The organism is Sphingobacterium sp. UME9, from assembly GCF_014170215.1.
Classification (GTDB): domain Bacteria; phylum Bacteroidota; class Bacteroidia; order Sphingobacteriales; family Sphingobacteriaceae; genus Sphingobacterium; species Sphingobacterium paramultivorum.
In genome coordinates this window covers 244,620-263,653 of sequence record NZ_LZZP01000012.1, presented here as the reverse complement: position 1 = coordinate 263,653, position 19,034 = coordinate 244,620, and the positions used below count along the sequence as shown (strand labels likewise).

The 19,034-nt window shown below is 42.0% G+C and carries 11 protein-coding genes; 6 read left to right on the top strand and 5 right to left on the bottom strand.

The genetic code is table 11. The features are described from left to right. The first annotated feature begins 88 nt into the window (after nucleotides 1-88). The 6 genes from A9970_RS18580 (at nucleotide 89) to A9970_RS18555 (ending at nucleotide 11,028) form a co-directional block, all read left to right on the top strand. Entirely contained in the window at nucleotides 89-3,742 is a 3,654-nt protein-coding gene (locus tag A9970_RS18580) for a SusC/RagA family TonB-linked outer membrane protein (protein ID WP_220801651.1), read from the top strand. A gap of 12 nt (nucleotides 3,743-3,754) precedes the next feature. Next, nucleotides 3,755-5,407 carry a SusD/RagB family nutrient-binding outer membrane lipoprotein gene (locus A9970_RS18575; protein ID WP_182983313.1) on the top strand — a complete coding sequence of 551 codons (1,653 nt, stop codon included), beginning with the start codon at nucleotides 3,755-3,757 and terminating at the stop codon, nucleotides 5,405-5,407. A 58-nt stretch (nucleotides 5,408-5,465) separates the two neighbouring features. Further along, on the top strand, nucleotides 5,466-6,659 hold the full coding sequence (locus A9970_RS18570) for a metallophosphoesterase family protein (RefSeq protein WP_182983312.1): 1,194 nt from the start codon (nucleotides 5,466-5,468) through the stop codon (nucleotides 6,657-6,659). Between the two features lie 157 nt (nucleotides 6,660-6,816). Further along, a complete protein-coding gene (locus tag A9970_RS18565; protein WP_182983311.1) occupies nucleotides 6,817-7,665 on the top strand; it encodes a glycerophosphodiester phosphodiesterase family protein in 849 nt (282 codons plus the stop codon). 93 nt (nucleotides 7,666-7,758) lie between these two features. Continuing rightward, entirely contained in the window at nucleotides 7,759-8,253 is a 495-nt protein-coding gene (locus A9970_RS18560) for a hypothetical protein (RefSeq protein WP_145328867.1), read from the top strand. Nucleotides 8,254-8,664: 411 nt separating this feature from the next. Then, the gene (locus A9970_RS18555; RefSeq protein WP_182983310.1) at nucleotides 8,665-11,028 is read left to right on the top strand and encodes a glycoside hydrolase family 3 N-terminal domain-containing protein; all 2,364 of its coding nucleotides are present in this window, start codon (nucleotides 8,665-8,667) and stop codon (nucleotides 11,026-11,028) included. Here the strand turns inward: A9970_RS18555 and A9970_RS18550 are convergent, their stop codons facing one another. From A9970_RS18550 to A9970_RS18530, 5 genes are all read right to left on the bottom strand, one after another. After that, entirely contained in the window at nucleotides 11,029-11,439 is a 411-nt protein-coding gene (locus A9970_RS18550; RefSeq protein WP_145328865.1) for a hypothetical protein, read from the bottom strand. It lies immediately after the preceding gene. Between the two features lie 56 nt (nucleotides 11,440-11,495). After that, entirely contained in the window at nucleotides 11,496-12,530 is a 1,035-nt protein-coding gene (locus A9970_RS18545; RefSeq protein WP_220801650.1) for an exo-alpha-sialidase, read from the bottom strand. Between the two features lie 161 nt (nucleotides 12,531-12,691). After that, nucleotides 12,692-14,128, bottom strand: coding sequence for an alpha-L-fucosidase (locus tag A9970_RS18540; protein ID WP_145328863.1), 1,437 nt, complete (start codon nucleotides 14,126-14,128; stop codon nucleotides 12,692-12,694). A 74-nt stretch (nucleotides 14,129-14,202) separates the two neighbouring features. Continuing rightward, entirely contained in the window at nucleotides 14,203-15,783 is a 1,581-nt protein-coding gene (locus A9970_RS18535; RefSeq protein ID WP_145328861.1) for a SusD/RagB family nutrient-binding outer membrane lipoprotein, read from the bottom strand. 12 nt (nucleotides 15,784-15,795) lie between these two features. Continuing rightward, the gene (locus A9970_RS18530; RefSeq protein ID WP_145328859.1) at nucleotides 15,796-19,020 is read right to left on the bottom strand and encodes a SusC/RagA family TonB-linked outer membrane protein; all 3,225 of its coding nucleotides are present in this window, start codon (nucleotides 19,018-19,020) and stop codon (nucleotides 15,796-15,798) included. Between the last annotated feature and the right edge of the window lie 14 nt (nucleotides 19,021-19,034).

Genomic DNA, 19,034 nt, shown 5'->3' with positions numbered 1-19,034 from the left:
TCTGCCCAAGAAAAGTGCTCAGCTGGCAAACCGCTAAATCGACCAGTGAGCACCTGAATATTCATGTTTAAAACATTCATACAAATATATGTATAAAATAATTAAGCTTACCGGCCTTGCGACAAAGCTTGCCATCTGCGCTATGGTCTCTTGTGCTGTAACCAATAGCCATGCTGAGGGATTGGAAAAGATCAATCGCACTTACTGGGATAATATCAATATTCATTTGTCTAGTGGTAACGCCGCGCAGGCGGTACTGCAGTTGTCAAAACAAACAGGTCAAGCGATCGGCTACGATCGGAGTATGCTCCAATTAGATCGGATTTTAATTGCCGAAAAAAAATTCCAGAATGCGAGCTTCGAGGAAGTCCTTGCCTATATCCTGAACGGGACCAACATTAAGTCAAAAAGAGTGTCAGGGGGTATTGTCCTTGTAAAAAATACGGGTAAACAGGAATCTTATGACTTGAAATTGCAGCTTGTCGATCGTACAAAACAACCTATTGGGGGAGCTTCCGTGCATATTCCACTGACTGGACAGAGCGCCTTGTCAAATGCCAAAGGTGAAGTGACTATTCGACTAGCTGCCGGCGTATATGATGTACTGATAAGCCATGTTGGCTATGAAAAAAAAGAGTTGAACGATCTCAAGCTCGATGCCAGCACAGCAGGTATACGTCAGGTGGTCTTAAACGAAGATGACAACGAATTGGATGAAGTGGTCGTGACTGCATTGGGCATCAAACGGCAGGATCGTTCCCTCGGTTATGCTGTCGGTAAAATTAAGGGCGAGGATATCAATCGGGTCAATAATGATAACTTTCTGGTTGGTATGGCAGGTAGAGTACCCGGGGTTTCGATTAGTTCTACAGGACCCACCGGTTCCAGCGTGAATATGGTGATTCGGGGGGCATCATCGCTAAGTACAGACAACCAGCCGCTATTTGTCGTAGATGGAGTGCCCTTGATGAATAGTTTAAATAATGTTGGTCAGATCGGTGACGACAACAAAGTGGATTATGGTAATGCAATTGCCAATATCAATCCCGAAGATATTGAAAATATTTCCATCTTGAAGGGGCCAAGTGCAGCTGCGCTTTACGGCTCACGTGCAGGTAATGGTGTAGTGCTGATCACAACCAAAAGTGGTAAGAATGCGGAGAAGATGACCATTGCTGTGACTAGTAACACAGTATTTGATATCCCGTATAAATTTATTGAATTGCATAACAAATTTGCAAGCGGTACCTTGCCATGGCGACCAGGCGACCTGCCCGGCAATTTAGTTATTGAGGAGGAGTCTAGTGTTATGGTAGGCCCTGCACTGGATAAGGGGTATAAAGCTGTCCAATGGAATAGTCCGCTTGACGAGAACGGTAAGCCCATTCCTACGGAACTAAAAGCGTACCCAAATAACATTAAAAACTTTGTCCAGACCGGGGTCACAAGTACCAATGGGATTTCCCTCAGCAACAGAAGCGAAAAATTGGACTATCGTTTCTCGTATTCCAATATGGCCAATAAGGGTGTTATCCCCAATTCGGATCTGTTCAGAAACACCTTGAATATCAATTCGACCATGCGCCTTCGCAATAGTTTGACATTGGGGCTCTCGCTAGATGCCAGCAGAAATAACTCCAACAATAGACCTGCAGGAAATCGGGGAACCAATCCGATGCAAGCGGCCTATGAAGTTGCACCTCACATCAATATTCTGGACTTGCAGGATTATTGGTTGCCAGGGCAGGAGCAGATCCAACAGCGTTCACAGTCTATTGGCAACCACAATAACCCGTATTTCCTTGCTTATGGAGTGAATAATGCTTTTACAAGAGACCGCGTCTTTGGAAACTTACGGTTAGATTGGACCATCAAAAAAGATTGGACGGCCATGATACGGTACGCAACGGATATTTATTGGGAAAATAGGGAAACAAAAATCCCTTACAGTTATACGAACGAACCCAGAGGTGCTTATGGGATTGTTAATCTGATGAATATGGAACAGAATATCGACTTTCTGACGGCATATACAAAGAAGATGAGCGACTTTCAGATCACAGGATCACTGGGTGGAAATTTGCGGTATAATCGTGGTAAATCCGTGCAAAATACCTCAAAGAATGGCGCTGGATTAATCACGCCGGGACTCTACACATTGGCCAATATCAGTCCATTAAATTTGGATTTCTACAGTACAATTTCTGAAAGAGCCATAAACAGTGTTTATGGACTGATCAATCTAAGTTACAGGGATATGGTTTATTTAGATGTGACTGGGCGCAATGACTGGTCCAGTACCTTACCTGTGAACAATCGATCCTATTTCTATCCTTCGGCATCCCTAAGTGTGTTGGCTAACCAGGTGTTTTCTCTGCCTAAAACGATCAATTTGGCAAAACTGAGAGCGGGTATTGCACGTGTAGGAAATGATACTTATCCCTATAATCTTTCCAATGTACTGAGTAATCCCGGTAGCTGGGGCGACGTATTGCGGCTAACACGTTCGGGATCACTCTTGGTTCCTAATCTGAAGCCCGAAATTGCCACATCTTACGAATTTGGCTTGGATCTAGGCATGTGGAATAATCGACTGAAGTTTGAAGGAACCTACTATAAGCTGGAGAACAAAAACCAAATTATTTCAACAACACTTCCCGGATCAAGTGGTTTCAATTCTAAAAATATCAACGCCGGACTGTTAAGCAGCCGCGGTATTGAACTTGCTGTTTCCGGGCGACCTATTGCCAAGGAAAATTGGTCCTGGGACGTTGGTGTCAACTGGCATCGCAATCGTACCCGTATCGATGAGCTTTCTGATGGTGTAGAATTTTATACCTTTTGGACCGATGGTCGGGGTGGGGCACGTACCTATGTCGGGGAAGAGATCGGGGATCTGTACGATTCCAAGTTAGTGACCGTGGAGGATCAATCGTCGCCGTATTATGGTTTTCCTATTCTCAATAAGAATGGTTCTTGGCAGGCTGTACGGATTAACAATAGTCGCAACAAAATCGGAAACTTCAATCCCGATTTCACGATGGGATTACAGTCAAGTCTTCGCTATAAAAAATGGACGATGAATATTGCCGCAGATATGCGTTTTGGCGGGAAATTTATGTCGCAGACCTATCGCTATTTCGAATCGAATCTAACCACGCAACGTTTTCTTGATCAGATGATCAATCCTAATGGAATGACAGGCGAAACGCTGCGCAATTATTTGGTCGATAACAATCTTGTTCGCGTGCAAGGTAATAGGTATCCCATTGTTGGAGGACCAGGCGAAGAGTATGGTGGTTATCCGATCAGTGTGGGTGGTCTTGTTGGCAATTTTGGGGTGTTTAATCCAGGTGTTATCGCACAATATGATGATAAAGGTAATATCACAGGTTATACAGAGAATCTTGGTGGTGAAGGAACAAAATATATCGCTTATTCAGACAATTACCCTTGGGATTTTATGAATGCAGCGACATTTGATGCTTCTTTTATCAAGCTTCGGGAACTGTCCTTTAGCTACGATTTATCAGGAAAATGGCTGAAACGTCTCGGAATAGAGAATGGCAGTGTGGGAGTCTATACCCGTAACCTGATCTTATGGACCAAAGCGAAAGTAGGTATAGATCCGGAAATGGCCTTCCAGCCAGAAACTGGCGTTGGATTTAAACAGGGGATTGAGCGCTACAACGTTACCCCTTGGTCAATGCCTATTGGATTTAAAGTAAATGTGACATTTTAATATACGACATAAATGAAAAATCAGTTGAAGAGATTCATCATGGCTGCAGTAGGCCTTGGGATGGTATGGAATATTTCAGCTTGTAAAGATCTGACCGAACTTAATATCAATCCGAACGGTGTAAGTGAGGAAGATGCCAATCCCAATCTGTTATTGCCGACGATATTGACAGGAACAGCGAAAAAATACAACGAATTGAGTTTCTCAGATCTTGGCGGAGTTATGCAGCACACCCAATTTGATGCATGGTTCAATTCACATAATGACTACGAATGGACAGGAGGGATTCTGAGCTGGGATGCTTATTATGGCTTTTTACGTGACAATGAGCTTATGCGTAAACGCGCGGAGAAATTAGGCTTGGATTTTCATAAAGGAGTTTCGCTGGTGATGCGCGCTTACTTATTCGGATTGGTGACTGATCTCTGGGGAGACGCTCCTTATACCGATGCCTTAAAAGCGGAACTGGGAGATGCTGTATATAATTTTCCGAAATACGATAGTCAGGAAATAATCTATAAGGGAATTATCGACGAGTTGAAACAAGCCAATGAACTTCTATCCCGCCCCGATGGTTCTTATGAGGTGCTGGCGAATGCGGATGTTTACTTTGGCGGAAAGGCTTCCAAATGGCGTCGTTTTGCCAATTCTTTGGCATTACGGTATTATATGCGCATTTCAGCAAAGTCTGCTGACTTTGCCAAACAGGGGATTGAAAGTATTGTTGCCAATCCCGATAAATTTCCAATTATTACGAGTACTACTGATGATGTATTGATGGATTTTGTTGGAAATAATGCAAATGACTCCTGGCCGTCAAATACAGTGTATGATGCCAGTGGAAGTAATTTTAGACGAATGAAAATGTGTGCAACACTGGTCGACCGGCTACAGGAACTTGGCGACTCTCGTTTGGCGGTTTGGGCAAGAAAGGTAGACATACCCATTGAGATCCGCAGCAACGAGCCCGCAGGTACAGATAAGATCGTTAATGGTGTTCGGATTGTATCGCCAGATGTCGTCAAAGGTGTTCCCGTGGATACCGATAAAGAGTATGTTGGACTGCCGCCAAGTGTATCTAAAAACCCTTCAGCCTACAACCTCAATCCAACACCGGGGCAAACCTCGATCAATCCGCATGTTTCTTACCTGAATGATAGCTATCGTTCGGCGAAGGGAAGTTTGTTAAAAGCACGCTTGCTTTCTGCTGCCGAAGTTAGTTTTATTTTGGCTGAAGCAGCCTGGAAAGGATGGGGGCTGCCTGAGTCAGCCAAGACCTATTATGAGCGTGCTATACAGGAATCGTTGGCAAGCTGGGGAAAGGGCGCAGACTATTCCAACTATATCCGTCAGAAAGGTGTGGCGTTTGAAAATACGCAAGTGCAGATCATTGAACAAAAATGGATCGCCAGTTGGTCAACTGCCGCACAGTCCTGGTTTGATTATCGTCGCACAGGGTACCCCGCTTTAAAGGCCGGCCCCGCAGCCATTCGTACACAGCTTCCTGTTCGTGTACCTTATATGCAAACCGAAATGAGTGTGAATAAAAAAAATGCCGAGGAGGCCTTGAAACGTATTGAAAAGACAGCGTATTCACAGGCAGACAATGAAAATAGTGCCTGGTCAAAACCTTGGTTATTGCAAGGAACAAACAAGCCCTGGTAATTAGTAATTAAAAGTTATTAAATAGAGTTCTCAAATCGCTTATAAAATCAATATCACAATGAAAATCAAACATATTCTTCTTGCTGTAGTACTGTGCTGCACTTTATTGGAAGGGAAAAGCCAGACGGATAATAAAGACAAACAACCTGATCGTATTACGTTGACCTGGTCCGATGAGCCCAGCAGTACGCAGTCTGTTTCTTGGCGGATCAATGCGGATAGGACCAAAATAATTGGTCAGATTGCTGAAGAACAGAGCAATCCAGAACTTGAAAAAAACGCGATCACAATAAATGGAACAGCGCTACCGCTCGAGCGAGGACAGCAAGAGGATGCTTATGGACAGGTAACCTTCCGTGACCTGAAACCCGGTACAGTTTATGCCTATCGCGTTGGAGATGGCAGCAATTGGAGTGCCTGGAACCAATTTAGGACTGCGGAGCGTTCAGGCGCGTTTTCATTTATCTATTTGGGTGATGCACAGAACGACTTACGTTCACGCTGGGCACGTGCCATTCGGCGTGCTTTCCAGCAGGAAGCGAATGCACGCTTTATTGTTCACGCGGGCGATCTGATCAATCGTTCGAATGCAGACGAGGAGTGGGCAGAATGGCATGAGGCCGCAGGATTTATTCATCAGATGATCCCTGCTGTTCCAACACCGGGTAATCACGAGTACCGTCGCGACTCGCTTGGGAAGCTTGTACTTGACCCGCATTGGAAAGCACAATTCAACTTGCCAAGGAATGGCCCTGAGGGTATGCAAGATGCTGTTTACTACCTCGATTATCAGGATCTACGTATGATTTCCCTAAATTCTCAATTGATTATGCTCGACTCTACTGCAGCAGCGATACAGGAAAAGTGGTTGGAGAAAGTGTTGTCTTCATCAGCAAAAAAATGGAATATTGTTGTCATGCACCATCCCGTATACTCTACGGCAAAAAATCGTGACAATACCATCTTGAGAGAACGTTTCAAACCTATTTTCGAGAAATATGGTGTCGATTTGGTCCTTCAGGGCCACGATCATACCTACGCTCGTGGCGGGCTGGGTAAAAAGCGACCTGTCTATCTCCTGTCTGTAGCGGGGCCTAAGATGTATGAATCTGATTCTGAACGCTGGATGGAAGTTGCAACGTCACAGACGCAATTGTATCAGGTGATCAAGCTGACCGAAAATAAACTGTATTTTTCGAGCTACAAGCTGAATGGGCAGTTGTTTGATTCATTCGAGTTGTCGAAAAAGTAGAACGTCATAGACGGAAGGTAATCCATTCAAACCGGATTACTTTCCGTCAATATAATTGCGGGATTCACTCCATGACGCGATTGAGATGTAACTGCAGCGAGATCGCCGGTTTTTAAGGTATAACAAAAAGAGATTGCAAAAAAATAACTATACAGCAATGAAAAAGATTTTATTTTCTACTATTCTGTTGGGTATAATAGTAAGTTCTACAACCCACTTATATGCTCAGTCGATCGATTTAATAAAAAAGTTAGAGCAAAAAAGTTTACACATTGCCGCACACCGGGGAGCTCATCTGGAGCAACCTGAAAACTCAATTGCTGCTATCGAAGAGGCCATTCGGCAGGGGGCTTCCGTGGTAGAGGTCGATGTGCGGGCCACCAAAGATGGTGTACTTGTACTGATGCACGATAAAACAGTCAATCGGACGACAACCGGGCAAGGAGAGGTCGCCAAACAAACCTATGCCGAGCTTCAACAGCTTCACTTACGCAAAAAGGCTAATGGTGAAGGCTCGGATCATGTTATACCAACGCTATCGGAAGCTTTGCGCGTTGCAAAGGGAAAAATCCTTGTTGATCTCGATTTTAAAGAAGATCGCAAAGAGTTTATTAAGAAAACCTATGCGCTTGTTGAACAGGAGGGGATGGAAGACCAGGTACTATTTTTTCTCTATGATTATAAAGACATGCTCAAGATTTACAAACTCAATCCAGCGATCACACTTTTTCCGAGGGCACGTAATATGAAGGATCTAGAAGCCATACTAAAGATGAAATTAACCTCAATTGTCCATCTTGATGAATCATTTACTGATACCGAAAAACTTAATGCATTGCGCCAACAGGGCATTTATTTTTGGATGAATAGTTTGGGGGAATATGACGACAAAGCAGAACAGGAGGGAAAGAAAGCTTATCGATCTTTTTTGGAGAAATATCCTTTTGTATGTCTTATTCAAACAGATCATCCTAATTTGTGGCGCGAAGTGCTTTCCGGATCTTAGTCTATTTTTATCTGTTTAATTAAAAATGCTTGATTTTATTGTAGCGATATTGTTAGAACGATCGTTCTCAAGATATAACTAATGGAAACCGTAATGAATAAATTATTTACAGGGAGTTTTGCAATCCTCTTTTTACTGACGAGCTGTAGTAAGGAAAATGAAATGACTGTACCTATGGATGTTCAAAAACAGCTGGAAAGTTTTGAATGGAGCCCCATCGTGTCTGCGAAAGGGACGACAAACGAGCAATTGAAGCACAAACCGAAAGATTGTGAAAAGGATAATGTGTATACATTTACATTTGCTGAATCAGCGAATAAGTTCACTGTCAATCGTGGTAAAGAACTATGTGGGGATGATAAGTTGACATTTGAAAGTTTGATTTTTGCTGAAGGACAGCATCGCGCATTTGCCTATGATAAAGAGAAGAAAAGTATCAAGTTTGCCGACAGTAGCCCATACCAAAGTTATGAGGTACAGCTTGATGGTGATCAGCTCATATTAATTTCGCGCAATAATAATCCTCTAGCATACGCAGCTCCAATTGAATACTATTTTCAAGGTAAGCGAACGGCTGCAACAAAATAAGATAAGTAGTATATTTCCTTTAACATTCAAAATAAAGACGGCTTGCTGTCTTTATTTTTTTGTTCAATTCTGTTTTGATGAAATTGCAATTGAATCTTTCACATTAGTTTTTTCTTTGTCTAACTGTTTTGTTGTTGCCCAACGTGCAAGAATGAATTTCGTGGATATTTGCCATTTGCTCTCCTCTACTTCAATACATAAAGTAAAGCCTGTGTTAGGTTGTTTAGATGAACGCTGTTCAAACCGATGCTGCCGCCCTATGATTATTAAAAGAATTAGGAATCAAAATTTAACTTGATTATTTAGGCTAAATCGTTAATTTAGTGGTTTGGAAACCGGTTGCATAGATAATGTGAAATAATAAAACCGGATCCGATTAATGAAGAAAACTAGATAAATAATAATCCACTTATGAAAGTCCGTATATTACTTATGGCGGCAATGGCGACATTGCTCTGCCCACAACTTCAAGCCCAGCAATTGCCCTATAAGAATAGTACATTACCAATTGAAAAACGGGTAAGTGATCTATTGGGAAGAATGACTGTGGAAGAGAAAGTCGGGCAATTGAGCAAATTGCTGGGCTGGGAAATGTATAGCAAAAACGGAAAGCAGGTTACAATCAGCAATAAATTGCGAAAGGCAGTAAAAGAACAGCATATCGGATTGTTATGGGCAACCTTACGTGCAGATCCTTGGACACAGAAAACCTTACTGAATGGCCTGAGCCCTGTGGAAGCTGCGCGCGCTACAAATGCGATCCAACGTTATATGGTGGATAGTACTCGACTAGGGATTCCATTGTTGTTGTCTGAGGAGGCGCCACATGGACATATGGCGATTGGTGCAACAGTGTTCCCTACCGCGATCGGACAGGCGAGTACATGGAACCCACAGTTGATTCAGGATATGGCATCAACAATCGCCATGGAGACTTATGCTGTGGGTGGTAAAAACGGCTATGGTCCTGTATTAGATTTGGCACGAGATCCACGTTGGTCGCGCACTGAAGAGACCTATGGGGAGGATCCCTATCTGATCGGTCAGATGGGAACTGCAATGATCCGTGGTTTTCAGGGTGAGAAGCTAGGTGAGCGCGATAAAATAATAGGAACTTTAAAGCATTTTGTAGCCTATGCCGCTCCAGATGGCGGTCACAATGGTGAGTCCGTATCGGTTGGAGAACGAAGCCTGAGACAGTATTTTCTGCCGCCTTTTGAGCGTGCTGTAAAATCGGGAGCTGGGTCGGTAATGACAGCATATAATAGCATTGATGGTATTCCTTGTTCTGCCAACCCCTGGTTGCTAAAAGACATTCTACGTAAAGACTGGGGATTTACGGGGTTTGTTGTATCGGATCTACTGAGTATATCAGGGCTCAATGGAGGGCATGCAACAGCAGCGACTGCAGAAGAAGCGGCTTCACAAAGTATACATGCCGGATTGGATGTCGATCTAAGCGGGACTGGTTATGGTTCAAATCTGCTTAAGGCTGTCCAACAGGGGCTCGTTGAACCTGCTGTTCTTGATACAGCAGTAGCCCGTGTACTGCGAATGAAGTTCAATTTGGGGCTTTTTGATCATCCCTATGTGGATGAAAAGTTGGTAGCGCAAAAAGTCGCTACGGCACAAAATAAAACGGTAGCAAGACAGGTGGCCCGCGAGTCGATTGTTTTGCTTAAAAACGATCAGCATATCTTACCCTTAAGTAAATCGTTGAAACGAATAGCCGTTATAGGACCGAATGCCCACAATGCCTATAATCAGCTGGGCGATTATACTGCTCCACAAGCTGAGGGGAAAGTTCAGACCCTCTTGACCGGAATACGGGCGGCAGTTGGTAACAGTACCAAGGTTGATTATGTGAAAGGTTGTGCAATCCGTGATACAAGCAATTCCGATATCGCTGCCGCCGTCGCAGCTGCAAAGCAGGCCGATGCGGTGGTTTTAGTCCTGGGTGGTTCGAGTGCACGTGATTTTAAAACGTCGTATCAAGCAACTGGAGCAGCCAATGTGGATCCCAATACGGTAAGTGATATGGAGAGCGGAGAAGGATTTGATCGCGTTTCTTTGGATATGATGGGCGATCAGATCAAGTTGCTGAAAGCGATACAGGCGACGGGAAAACCAGTTGTACTTGTTACGATTATGGGGAGACCATTGAACTTAAATTGGGCAGCTGAACATGTGCCTGCGATCGTGAATGCCTGGTATCCGGGACAAGAAGGCGGCTTGGCTATTGCCGATGTATTGTTCGGTGACTATAATCCGGCTGGAAGATTACCGATTTCGGTACCTCGTTCGGTCGGCCAGCTTCCTGTACATTACAACCATACAAAACCTAAACATCACGATTATGTGGAAATGTCGGCCAAACCATTGTATGCTTTTGGTTATGGGTTGAGCTACAGTAGTTTTGATTACTCCAATTTACAGGTCTCGCTGAAGGAGAATGGCAATGATTTTGTATGTACAGTGTCGTTCGACGTGGTAAACCAGGGCAAATTGGCGGGCGATGAAGTCGCTCAGTTGTATGTTGTGGATGAAGTAAGTTCGGTGGTGACACCTGTTATGCAGTTGAAGCGGTTTGAGCGTAAAAACATTGCCGCAGGAAAGAAAGAACGTTATTCTTTTCAATTGACCAAGGAGGACCTCAAACTTTGGAATGCAGGTAACGAATGGAAGACGGAAAAAGGCAGGTTTAAACTTTTGGTCGGCGCATCTTCCGATGATATCCGGTTGAAGGGAGAATTGGAATTAACGAAGGATTATTAATTAATCCTTCGTTAATTTATAGATATAGCTATTATGTTGATGGGGAGCTTTTGTTAAAGTTAGATCGTTTCCATTCACTAAATAGGTGTAATTGTGGTTCAATATTAAAGCCCAATCGAAGTCGGCGGTCCATACATTTTTATCTTTGAAAATAATTTGGTCGCCATTAATCTCATATGTTCCTGAGCCACCTGCAGGAAATCTATTTTTGTTTGCTGTACAAAAGAAACTGTCCGCTTTAAACCGTACAGTTACGTCTCCAGTGAAAGTTTGGTCCTGATTTTTATAGCTGACTATAAATTTTCCTGAATAGGTTCCCTCGAGATAGAGGTTGTGATTAGCAGTTTCCTTTGAGCAACCTACGGATACGATATATGCTAATAATGTTAATAATTTTGATATTGATCTCATAACTTGGTTTTTAGCATACAACGAAGTTACTGCCATTTTTGTTACAACTATCATTCTTATTTGAGCACAATATGCTTGATACTTTTCCTATTCCAGGTATAGGTGATGTGGATAAGACCGTTTGTGTCCTGAATAATTGTCGGATAAGAATATTCATCGTTCTTTACCCCATCTTCAAGGGTTAGGACATCTTTCCACTGTAAGCCATCCTTTGATATGGCGACATGGAGTTTTGTGCGTCCTTCCCACCAGTCGTTGCCAGCGATGGCCGGATTGAAGACGATCATAAATAAACCATTATTTAAACGGATGGCGTCTGTGGCAGAATTGGGATTGAGCAGGTTTGTGGCTTGCCAGGGGCCCCAGGTAAGGCCTTCATCTGCTGAGAATGCTGCCATCACTTTATTTTCTTTACTTCGACAGAGCACCTGAATGCGTCCATCTGTATGTTGGATCACACTTGGCTGAATAACCTGGATACTGGTATCGGGGCGTATTGCGCTGACGGACCAGGAGCGGCCATGATCGCGGCTGATTTCCAGGTGTGCTTTCCAGATTTCTTCTTTGGACTCCGTGCTGGAAGGGGAGAGAAGCAGTCCGTTTGTCAAGGTGAGCGGTTTATTCTTGATAGGCCCCAAAATACCTTCAGGCAACTGCTGCGCTGCAGACCAGGTCGTTCCTTTATCCAGTGAATGTTTGACATAGCCTTTCCATTCTCTGGGATTGGGCCCTATTTTATAATACAAAGATAGGGTGTCACTGTGCGGGTATTGATAGAAGACAGGATTCCATGTTGGAAAGCGGTTGTCACCAAGGATACCGTCTGCAATCTGTACAGGACGCTGCCATTGTCCATGGCTATACAGTGAACTCCATATGACAACATCGGGGTTAGATTCATGTGTACCACCAAACCAGGCTGCCAATAAACTGTCTTTTCCGATGACTTGAATCGTGGAAGCATGGCATTGTTGGAATGGAACCTGGCCTGTTTTAAAAATTTGCTCTGATACCAGGATCTGAGGTTTATACGTTGCACATGAGGAGAGAAAAAGAAGGATAAATAGTGGAAATAGGTTGATTTTTTTCATTGGAATTTAAGGTTCTAAAAACCCCATAGTTTGTTGATGACTTATTTTCTTATTCCTGAGCAGAGGCTTTGGGAATATTGAGATGTTCAGGCGGTGATCGGTAAACAATGACCTTGTTAAATGATAAAATTCCGTTGGATTATATCCAACGGAATTTTATATTATTTGCTTTGCAATTGAATTGCAGTCGCATAACTAAATCGTGTACTAGGGCTTCTTAAGGTAATTTGGTTACCACGTTGAGACCAGTCTAATTTACCTTTATGACCCAAAATAGCGATTTTCTTTACGCTAAAATTATCAGGTACTTGAAAGACGTATTCGTTTGGCTGCTGGTAAGTATCACCTTCAGAAAGATGGAATACATTGACCACTTTACTGTCTTTGCTTCTAGTGTAGTAATAGTCACCTTGGTGATATGGAGCAATCGTACGTGTTGCAAACACTGCAGTTTGATTGATTTTCATCCAGGCTGCCAGTTCGTTCAAGCGATCGTATGCTGCCTGGTCATAATCTCCTGTTGGGCCAGGGGCGATGTTCAATAGGTAGTTTCCACCGCGGGAAATAATTTTTACCAATGTTTCAACAATCTTTTTGGTCGGTTTGTATTGGTCGTTGGGCACATAGCTGAACGAATTTCCCATGGTGATACAACTTTCCCATGGAATATCCAAGGGATGTTCAGGAATCGCTTGTTCAGGTGTGACATAATTTTCCCAGTTTCCAGGTACTGTACGGTCGACAACGATAATGCCGGGTTGATTTTTCCTTGCCATGCCCCCAATGCGGTCCATGTCAATATTCTGATCCATTTTGATTGTCTGTTGCCAGTCAACAGATTTGTCAACGGTTTCTAAGGGGCGCACCTGACCACCATCCAACCAAAGAATGTCGACTTTGCCATATGCTGAGGTCAGCTCGTTGATTTGATTGTAGGTAAAGTCTTTGAATTTTTGCCAACGATCCGGATATTTTTTAGGGTCATAATTTACATTTCTGTCTTTTGGCGGAAAGTATGACCACCAGTAGTAATCGGAGTGCCAGTCCGGTTTGGAGAAATAAGCCCCAATTTTAAAACCGTCATTGCGGAAGGTATTGAAGATTTCTTTGGTCACATTTGCCTTTGGGTTTGTGGAAAATGGCGTTTTGGAGGATGTAATTTTATAATCCGATTCTTTGGTATCGAACATGGCAAATCCATCGTGATGTTTTGTTGTAAAGACGACATATTTCATGCCGGCAGCTTTTGCGGCATCGGCCCATTTTTGTGGATTGAAATCCGTAGGATTAAAGGTGGTCTGTAGATTTTCGTAGTTCTTGAGGTATTCAAAATAAGTTTTACCATGTTCGGGTTTGCGTTGGGTCCAGCCTTCATCTTCAGGACAGATACTCCAGCTTTCAACGATTCCCCATTGACTATAGGTACCCCAGTGCATGAAAAGACCAAACTTCATATCTTGCCATTGTTCGAGATTTTCAATTACTAAGGGATCTGTCGGTTTTTGATAGCCATTAGATACGTTATGTGCCTGGCCAAACGCTAGTGTTGCGCTTGAAGCGATCAGCGCAGTGGATATAATGGTTTTTAATTTTTGCATGGATAAAGATAATGAAAATGATAAAAAGAAGGCCACCTAAGGTGGCCTTCTTATAGATAGATGTAGTGTATGCCTTAATTAACGTCCCAGAAAAGTTTGGTTGTTCTAGTATCTTTTGAACGAACAGCTTCGTAATTTTCGGAGTTAACGGAAATCTCTCCAGTAGGATATAAAAATCTTAATGGAAGCGTAGAATAATTTGCAGCTCCAGCTGTTAAGACCGTAATTTTTGGATAACCAGTTCTCCTATATTCAGACCAAGCATGTTGCGCCTGTAAGAATCCGTAATGAAGCCATTTTTGGGTCAAGATCAGTTCTAATTTTGCTGTTGAAGTTCCGGTATATTTCGCTGTTGAATTGTCAACAAAATCAGCGATTACAGCATCAGTAGGTTTTGTTTCTGTTTTCAGACCTGATGTATTTAAATTATTCAGGTAATAATAGAACGTAACGGACTGTTTAAGCGCTAGATCATAAGCTGCTTTTGCGTCTGTATCACTTCCCCATCTTAAGTAAGCTTCTGCTTTAGCAAAGTTAGTCTCAGATGCTGTTGCAACAATGCCCGGTAGTTTTGCATTATCAAAGAATGTTGCAGAATCCAACACCGCATATTTTTGATAATTTGTTAAAATGTCATTTTCAGTGAAGGTAATTGGCATCGCATTATACTCCTTATTTGGGGTAAATACACCATCTTTTGTAACACCAAATTTATCGTAAAATACAGGAATACGTGGGTCATTTGCGGGTTTCATTGTTTTATTTAACATGTAATCCGTTGCGTATTGATTATTTCCTTCTGTTAACGCTTGACGCAACGTACCTGTGTACGTTGTTAATGGTTGAAGCAAAATATCCGTAGTTCCCGGAAGGTAGTTTGCATTTGCAGAACCATCTACTAATGGGTATGTGCTGGGATTATTCAACATTTCTAAAACTTCTGTTTTAGCTTTACTTTCATCGACATTGGAGATGCGCATTAATAAACGTAAACGCAAAGAGTTGGCATAACGTCTCCATTTGTCAATACCACCGCTATTTAGAATGTCAAATTTTGAAAAATCACCTGTTGTAGCAGTTTCACTAAAATACGTATTGATTGCTTTTAGATCATCTATAAAAGAATAGTATAACTCTTTTTGGTCATCGAATTTCGCTTTTTTCGCAATGCTCGTTAACGGTAAACTCCCTGCTTCTGAAAAAGGAATATCACCATAATTGTCGATGAGTTTTGATGCTTCATCGTACATGACCACTTTACCAGCCTGAAGGAAAATTTCTTCTTTCGCTTGATTTTCTGGTGTTAATTCCGCGTAAGCAGCTTCCATTTTTCGGTAAACGCCAAGTACACCGGGAGCATAGAAATCTGTCCAATAGCCATAGGAATAACTATCATTCGGCTGGTACATTGTATTGTTTGGAATAAAAGAAGCAGTTTGCGTATATATCGCTTGATTTGATAGAATAAATGTTCTGTAATGCCAATACGATGGGCGAACCCGATCGTTATTTAACAAATCGGTGAAAAAGCCGGGAATACTTGCCTCAGTGGTTTGATCCGGATTGTTAAACGCATCTTCCAATTCAGATTTACATCCTGTAAATCCAAGGGTCGATAGCGTTAAAAATAATAATATATAAAATGATTTATTCATGATTAATTACGGTTAAAAATTAGCATTCAATGAAAATCCAAAACTTCTTGTTGCAGTATTAGAACCAACATCTACCCCTTGTGACCACCATTGGTTTCCAACTGGTGATTCTGGGTCAATATTTTTAAGAGTTCTGTAGAAGTAAAATAGATTTCGGCCCAATAAGGATACTCTTACATTATTTAATTTGAGCTTTTGTGTTACAGAAGATGGAATTCGGTAACTAACGGATAGTTCCCGCATTTTGACAAAAGAGTTATCATATACCGCGCCTTTCTCGGTCCATGAATCCGCTCCCCAAGCAAAGGTATTCATGTAATATTCTGCTGCGCTTAGGTGTACATTATTTTTAGCTCCGGTTTTCTCATTTACACCATCCAAGGTAACACCCGTTTCTCTGTATTCCAAAGTATTTTCATACGCACCAGTTCCCATGGCGTATTTTTGATTTTCAGACACCATTTTACCACCGAGACGATAATCTACCGTGAAATCCAATGAAAAGTTCTTATAGTTGAATGTATTGGTCATACCACCAATTGCTTTTGGTAATATATTTCCTACATATTTGTACTTTGTTTTATCAATGACATAATAACCTTCATCGGAAATTAAATTATTCCCCTGTTCATCTTTAGCTATATCATAGGCGTAAATATTCCCTAATTTCTTGCCGACTTCGGCCACGACTTTTAAGGAATTCTCATCCGCACTATAAAAAACTAACTCGTCTCCGCCAGTATTTAATTTATCCACCATTGTTCTATTGAATGAATAGTTTAGACGGGTATTCCAGCTAAAATTCTCATGTTGGATAGGTGTTGCTGTTAATGACACTTCGAGACCATTATTGGAGATACGACCCACATTTGTCCATTGGGAAGTTGCACCCGCAGATGCTTCAGTTGTTAGATTTAAAATTTGATCGTCAATGTAGTTGTCATAGTAGCTGATATCTAACCCTAATCTGTTTTTTAGGAATTTCAATTCTAAACCATATTCCCATTCATATTTCATTTCTGGCATTAGCTCTAAATTTCCATAGCTACCGCTGTAAGTCAAAGAAGGTACTGACCCATTGATTGTACCAATTGCATTTTGACTGTTCGCCACATTTGCGACATAAATTCCAGCATCATTTCCGACAATACCGTAAGAAACACGCAATTTGCCAAAGTTGAATTTTTCAGACTTTAGCCCCAAAGCATCACTAAAAATAAAACTTCCGCTAACTGAACCGTATTTGTAGTTGTTGTTGCCAGGAGGCATGGTTGAGGAATATTCCGAGCGATATGTACCATCTAAATAAGCAAATCCCTTATAACCAATATTGGCCATCCCGAAATAGGCATATTTTATTTTTTTCTTACGCTCATTTGTTGTGGTTGCTGGTGCATAGCTATTGCTGATACTAAACCAGTTCTCTTTTACGAGTCCGCTTTGTGTAGTAGACGATTGATCGTCATAGTTCTCTTCCCTAGATTGGAAACCAGCACTTACACTGTAATCCCAATCGCTATTTATTTTGTTGGCATAAGTTGCTAATACATCACCATACAATATAGAGTACAGTCCCTTTGATGTACTGAATCCTCCTGAGCTGTTGGTTGTGGAATTATAACGGGTTGCATACTCGTTATATTGTTTGTTTGTAATAGCAGCTGAAGTGAAATCATTACCGATACGGCCTCTCAATTTAAGGTGATTTACGACTTCCCAATTTAAGGTAGCACTCGTTAATAAACGGTTTTCTGTTTCGTCATAACTGTTTTTATATTGGGACCAGAAATAATCCAACAAATTGTATGGTCGAATGGTATATTTGAAATCTTCGTCGCGTCCCGTACCGAAGGCCGAATACTTGTACCCATCGGAAGTTTGATATTTTTCTTTTAATACAGACATATCTTCCGTACGGCTAAAGAAACCTCCATAGGATCCTAGGACTTGTCCGAGTAATGCCGAACGATTATGTGTTTTTGTGTTTGTATAGTTCGCTACGAGATCCAATGATAATTTCTCATGCATCTTCACCGTACTATTTAGGTTGAAGGTATTTCTGCTTTGTTTTGAACCTGGACTGGTACTTTTGTAATCCATGCGCGTACCGCTCAGACGATAGTTGACTTTGTCTGTTTGATTGGAAATCGCAAAGTTAATGTTCGAATTATAACCAGTATCGAAGATATCTTTAAAGTTGTTTTCGCGCGCTTCGTATTTCTTGGTCGTACCATCCCACCAGCTTACCTCTTCGCCAGTAAATTTTGGACCAAAGTTACCATATGAACGAAAGTATGGACGTCTTCCTGATGGTGAATTCGCATCAGCGATCCATCCCTCTTCGGTAGCACCATTCGCGAGATTGGTCGCTGCATCATAACCAGGTCCATAGATATTTTGGAATTTTGGTAAAAATGCGGCACGTTCGATAGAACCATTGTAATTAAAATCAATGCCTAATCCTCGGCCTTTAATCCCTTTTTTTGTTGTAATTACGATAACACCACTTGCCGCATCTGATCCGTACAACGCACTTGCTGCAGATCCTTTTAATACAGACATACTTTCAATATCCGCGGGATTAATATCTAACATACCATTACCACGGATACGTTGATCATCCCAATAGTTGTTGTTATTGGCTCCTTTAGTTCCGTATTGTTCATCATTACGGATGATGACACCATCTACAACATAGAGCGGTTGACGTTGATAATTTAGGGAGTTAATACCCCGGATTTGAACGTTTACGGCACTGGAAGCTCCACCTGGTGCAGTTGTAATTTTTAGACCGGCAACTTTACCATATAGCGCAGAACCAAAGTTGGTATTTCCTGCTTTGGTAAGTTCTTCCGCTTTGATCGTGCTTACTGCATATCCTAGTGCTTTGGAATCCCGTTTGATACCCATCGCTGTGACGACAACTTCATCCAGTGCAGAGGCATCAGAAGTTAAGGTTACATTAATCGTTTTAGTCGAGCCAACTGCGATATCTTGTGATTTGTATCCAATAATGGATATTCGTAATGTCTCTCCTTTAGAAGCTTGTAGTGTAAATGACCCGTTTGCTGCTGTTTGTGTGCCTCTAGTTGTCCCTTTTACGGTAACCGTAGCGCCAGAAATAGGTCCATTAGCATCTGAAACTGTTCCAGTAATGCTTTGCTGCGCGTAGAGTGATGTAGCACTAAATAGTGTACATAACGCTAATCCTGCAGTTTTTTTGTAAAATAGACTCATGTTTTAGGTATTTG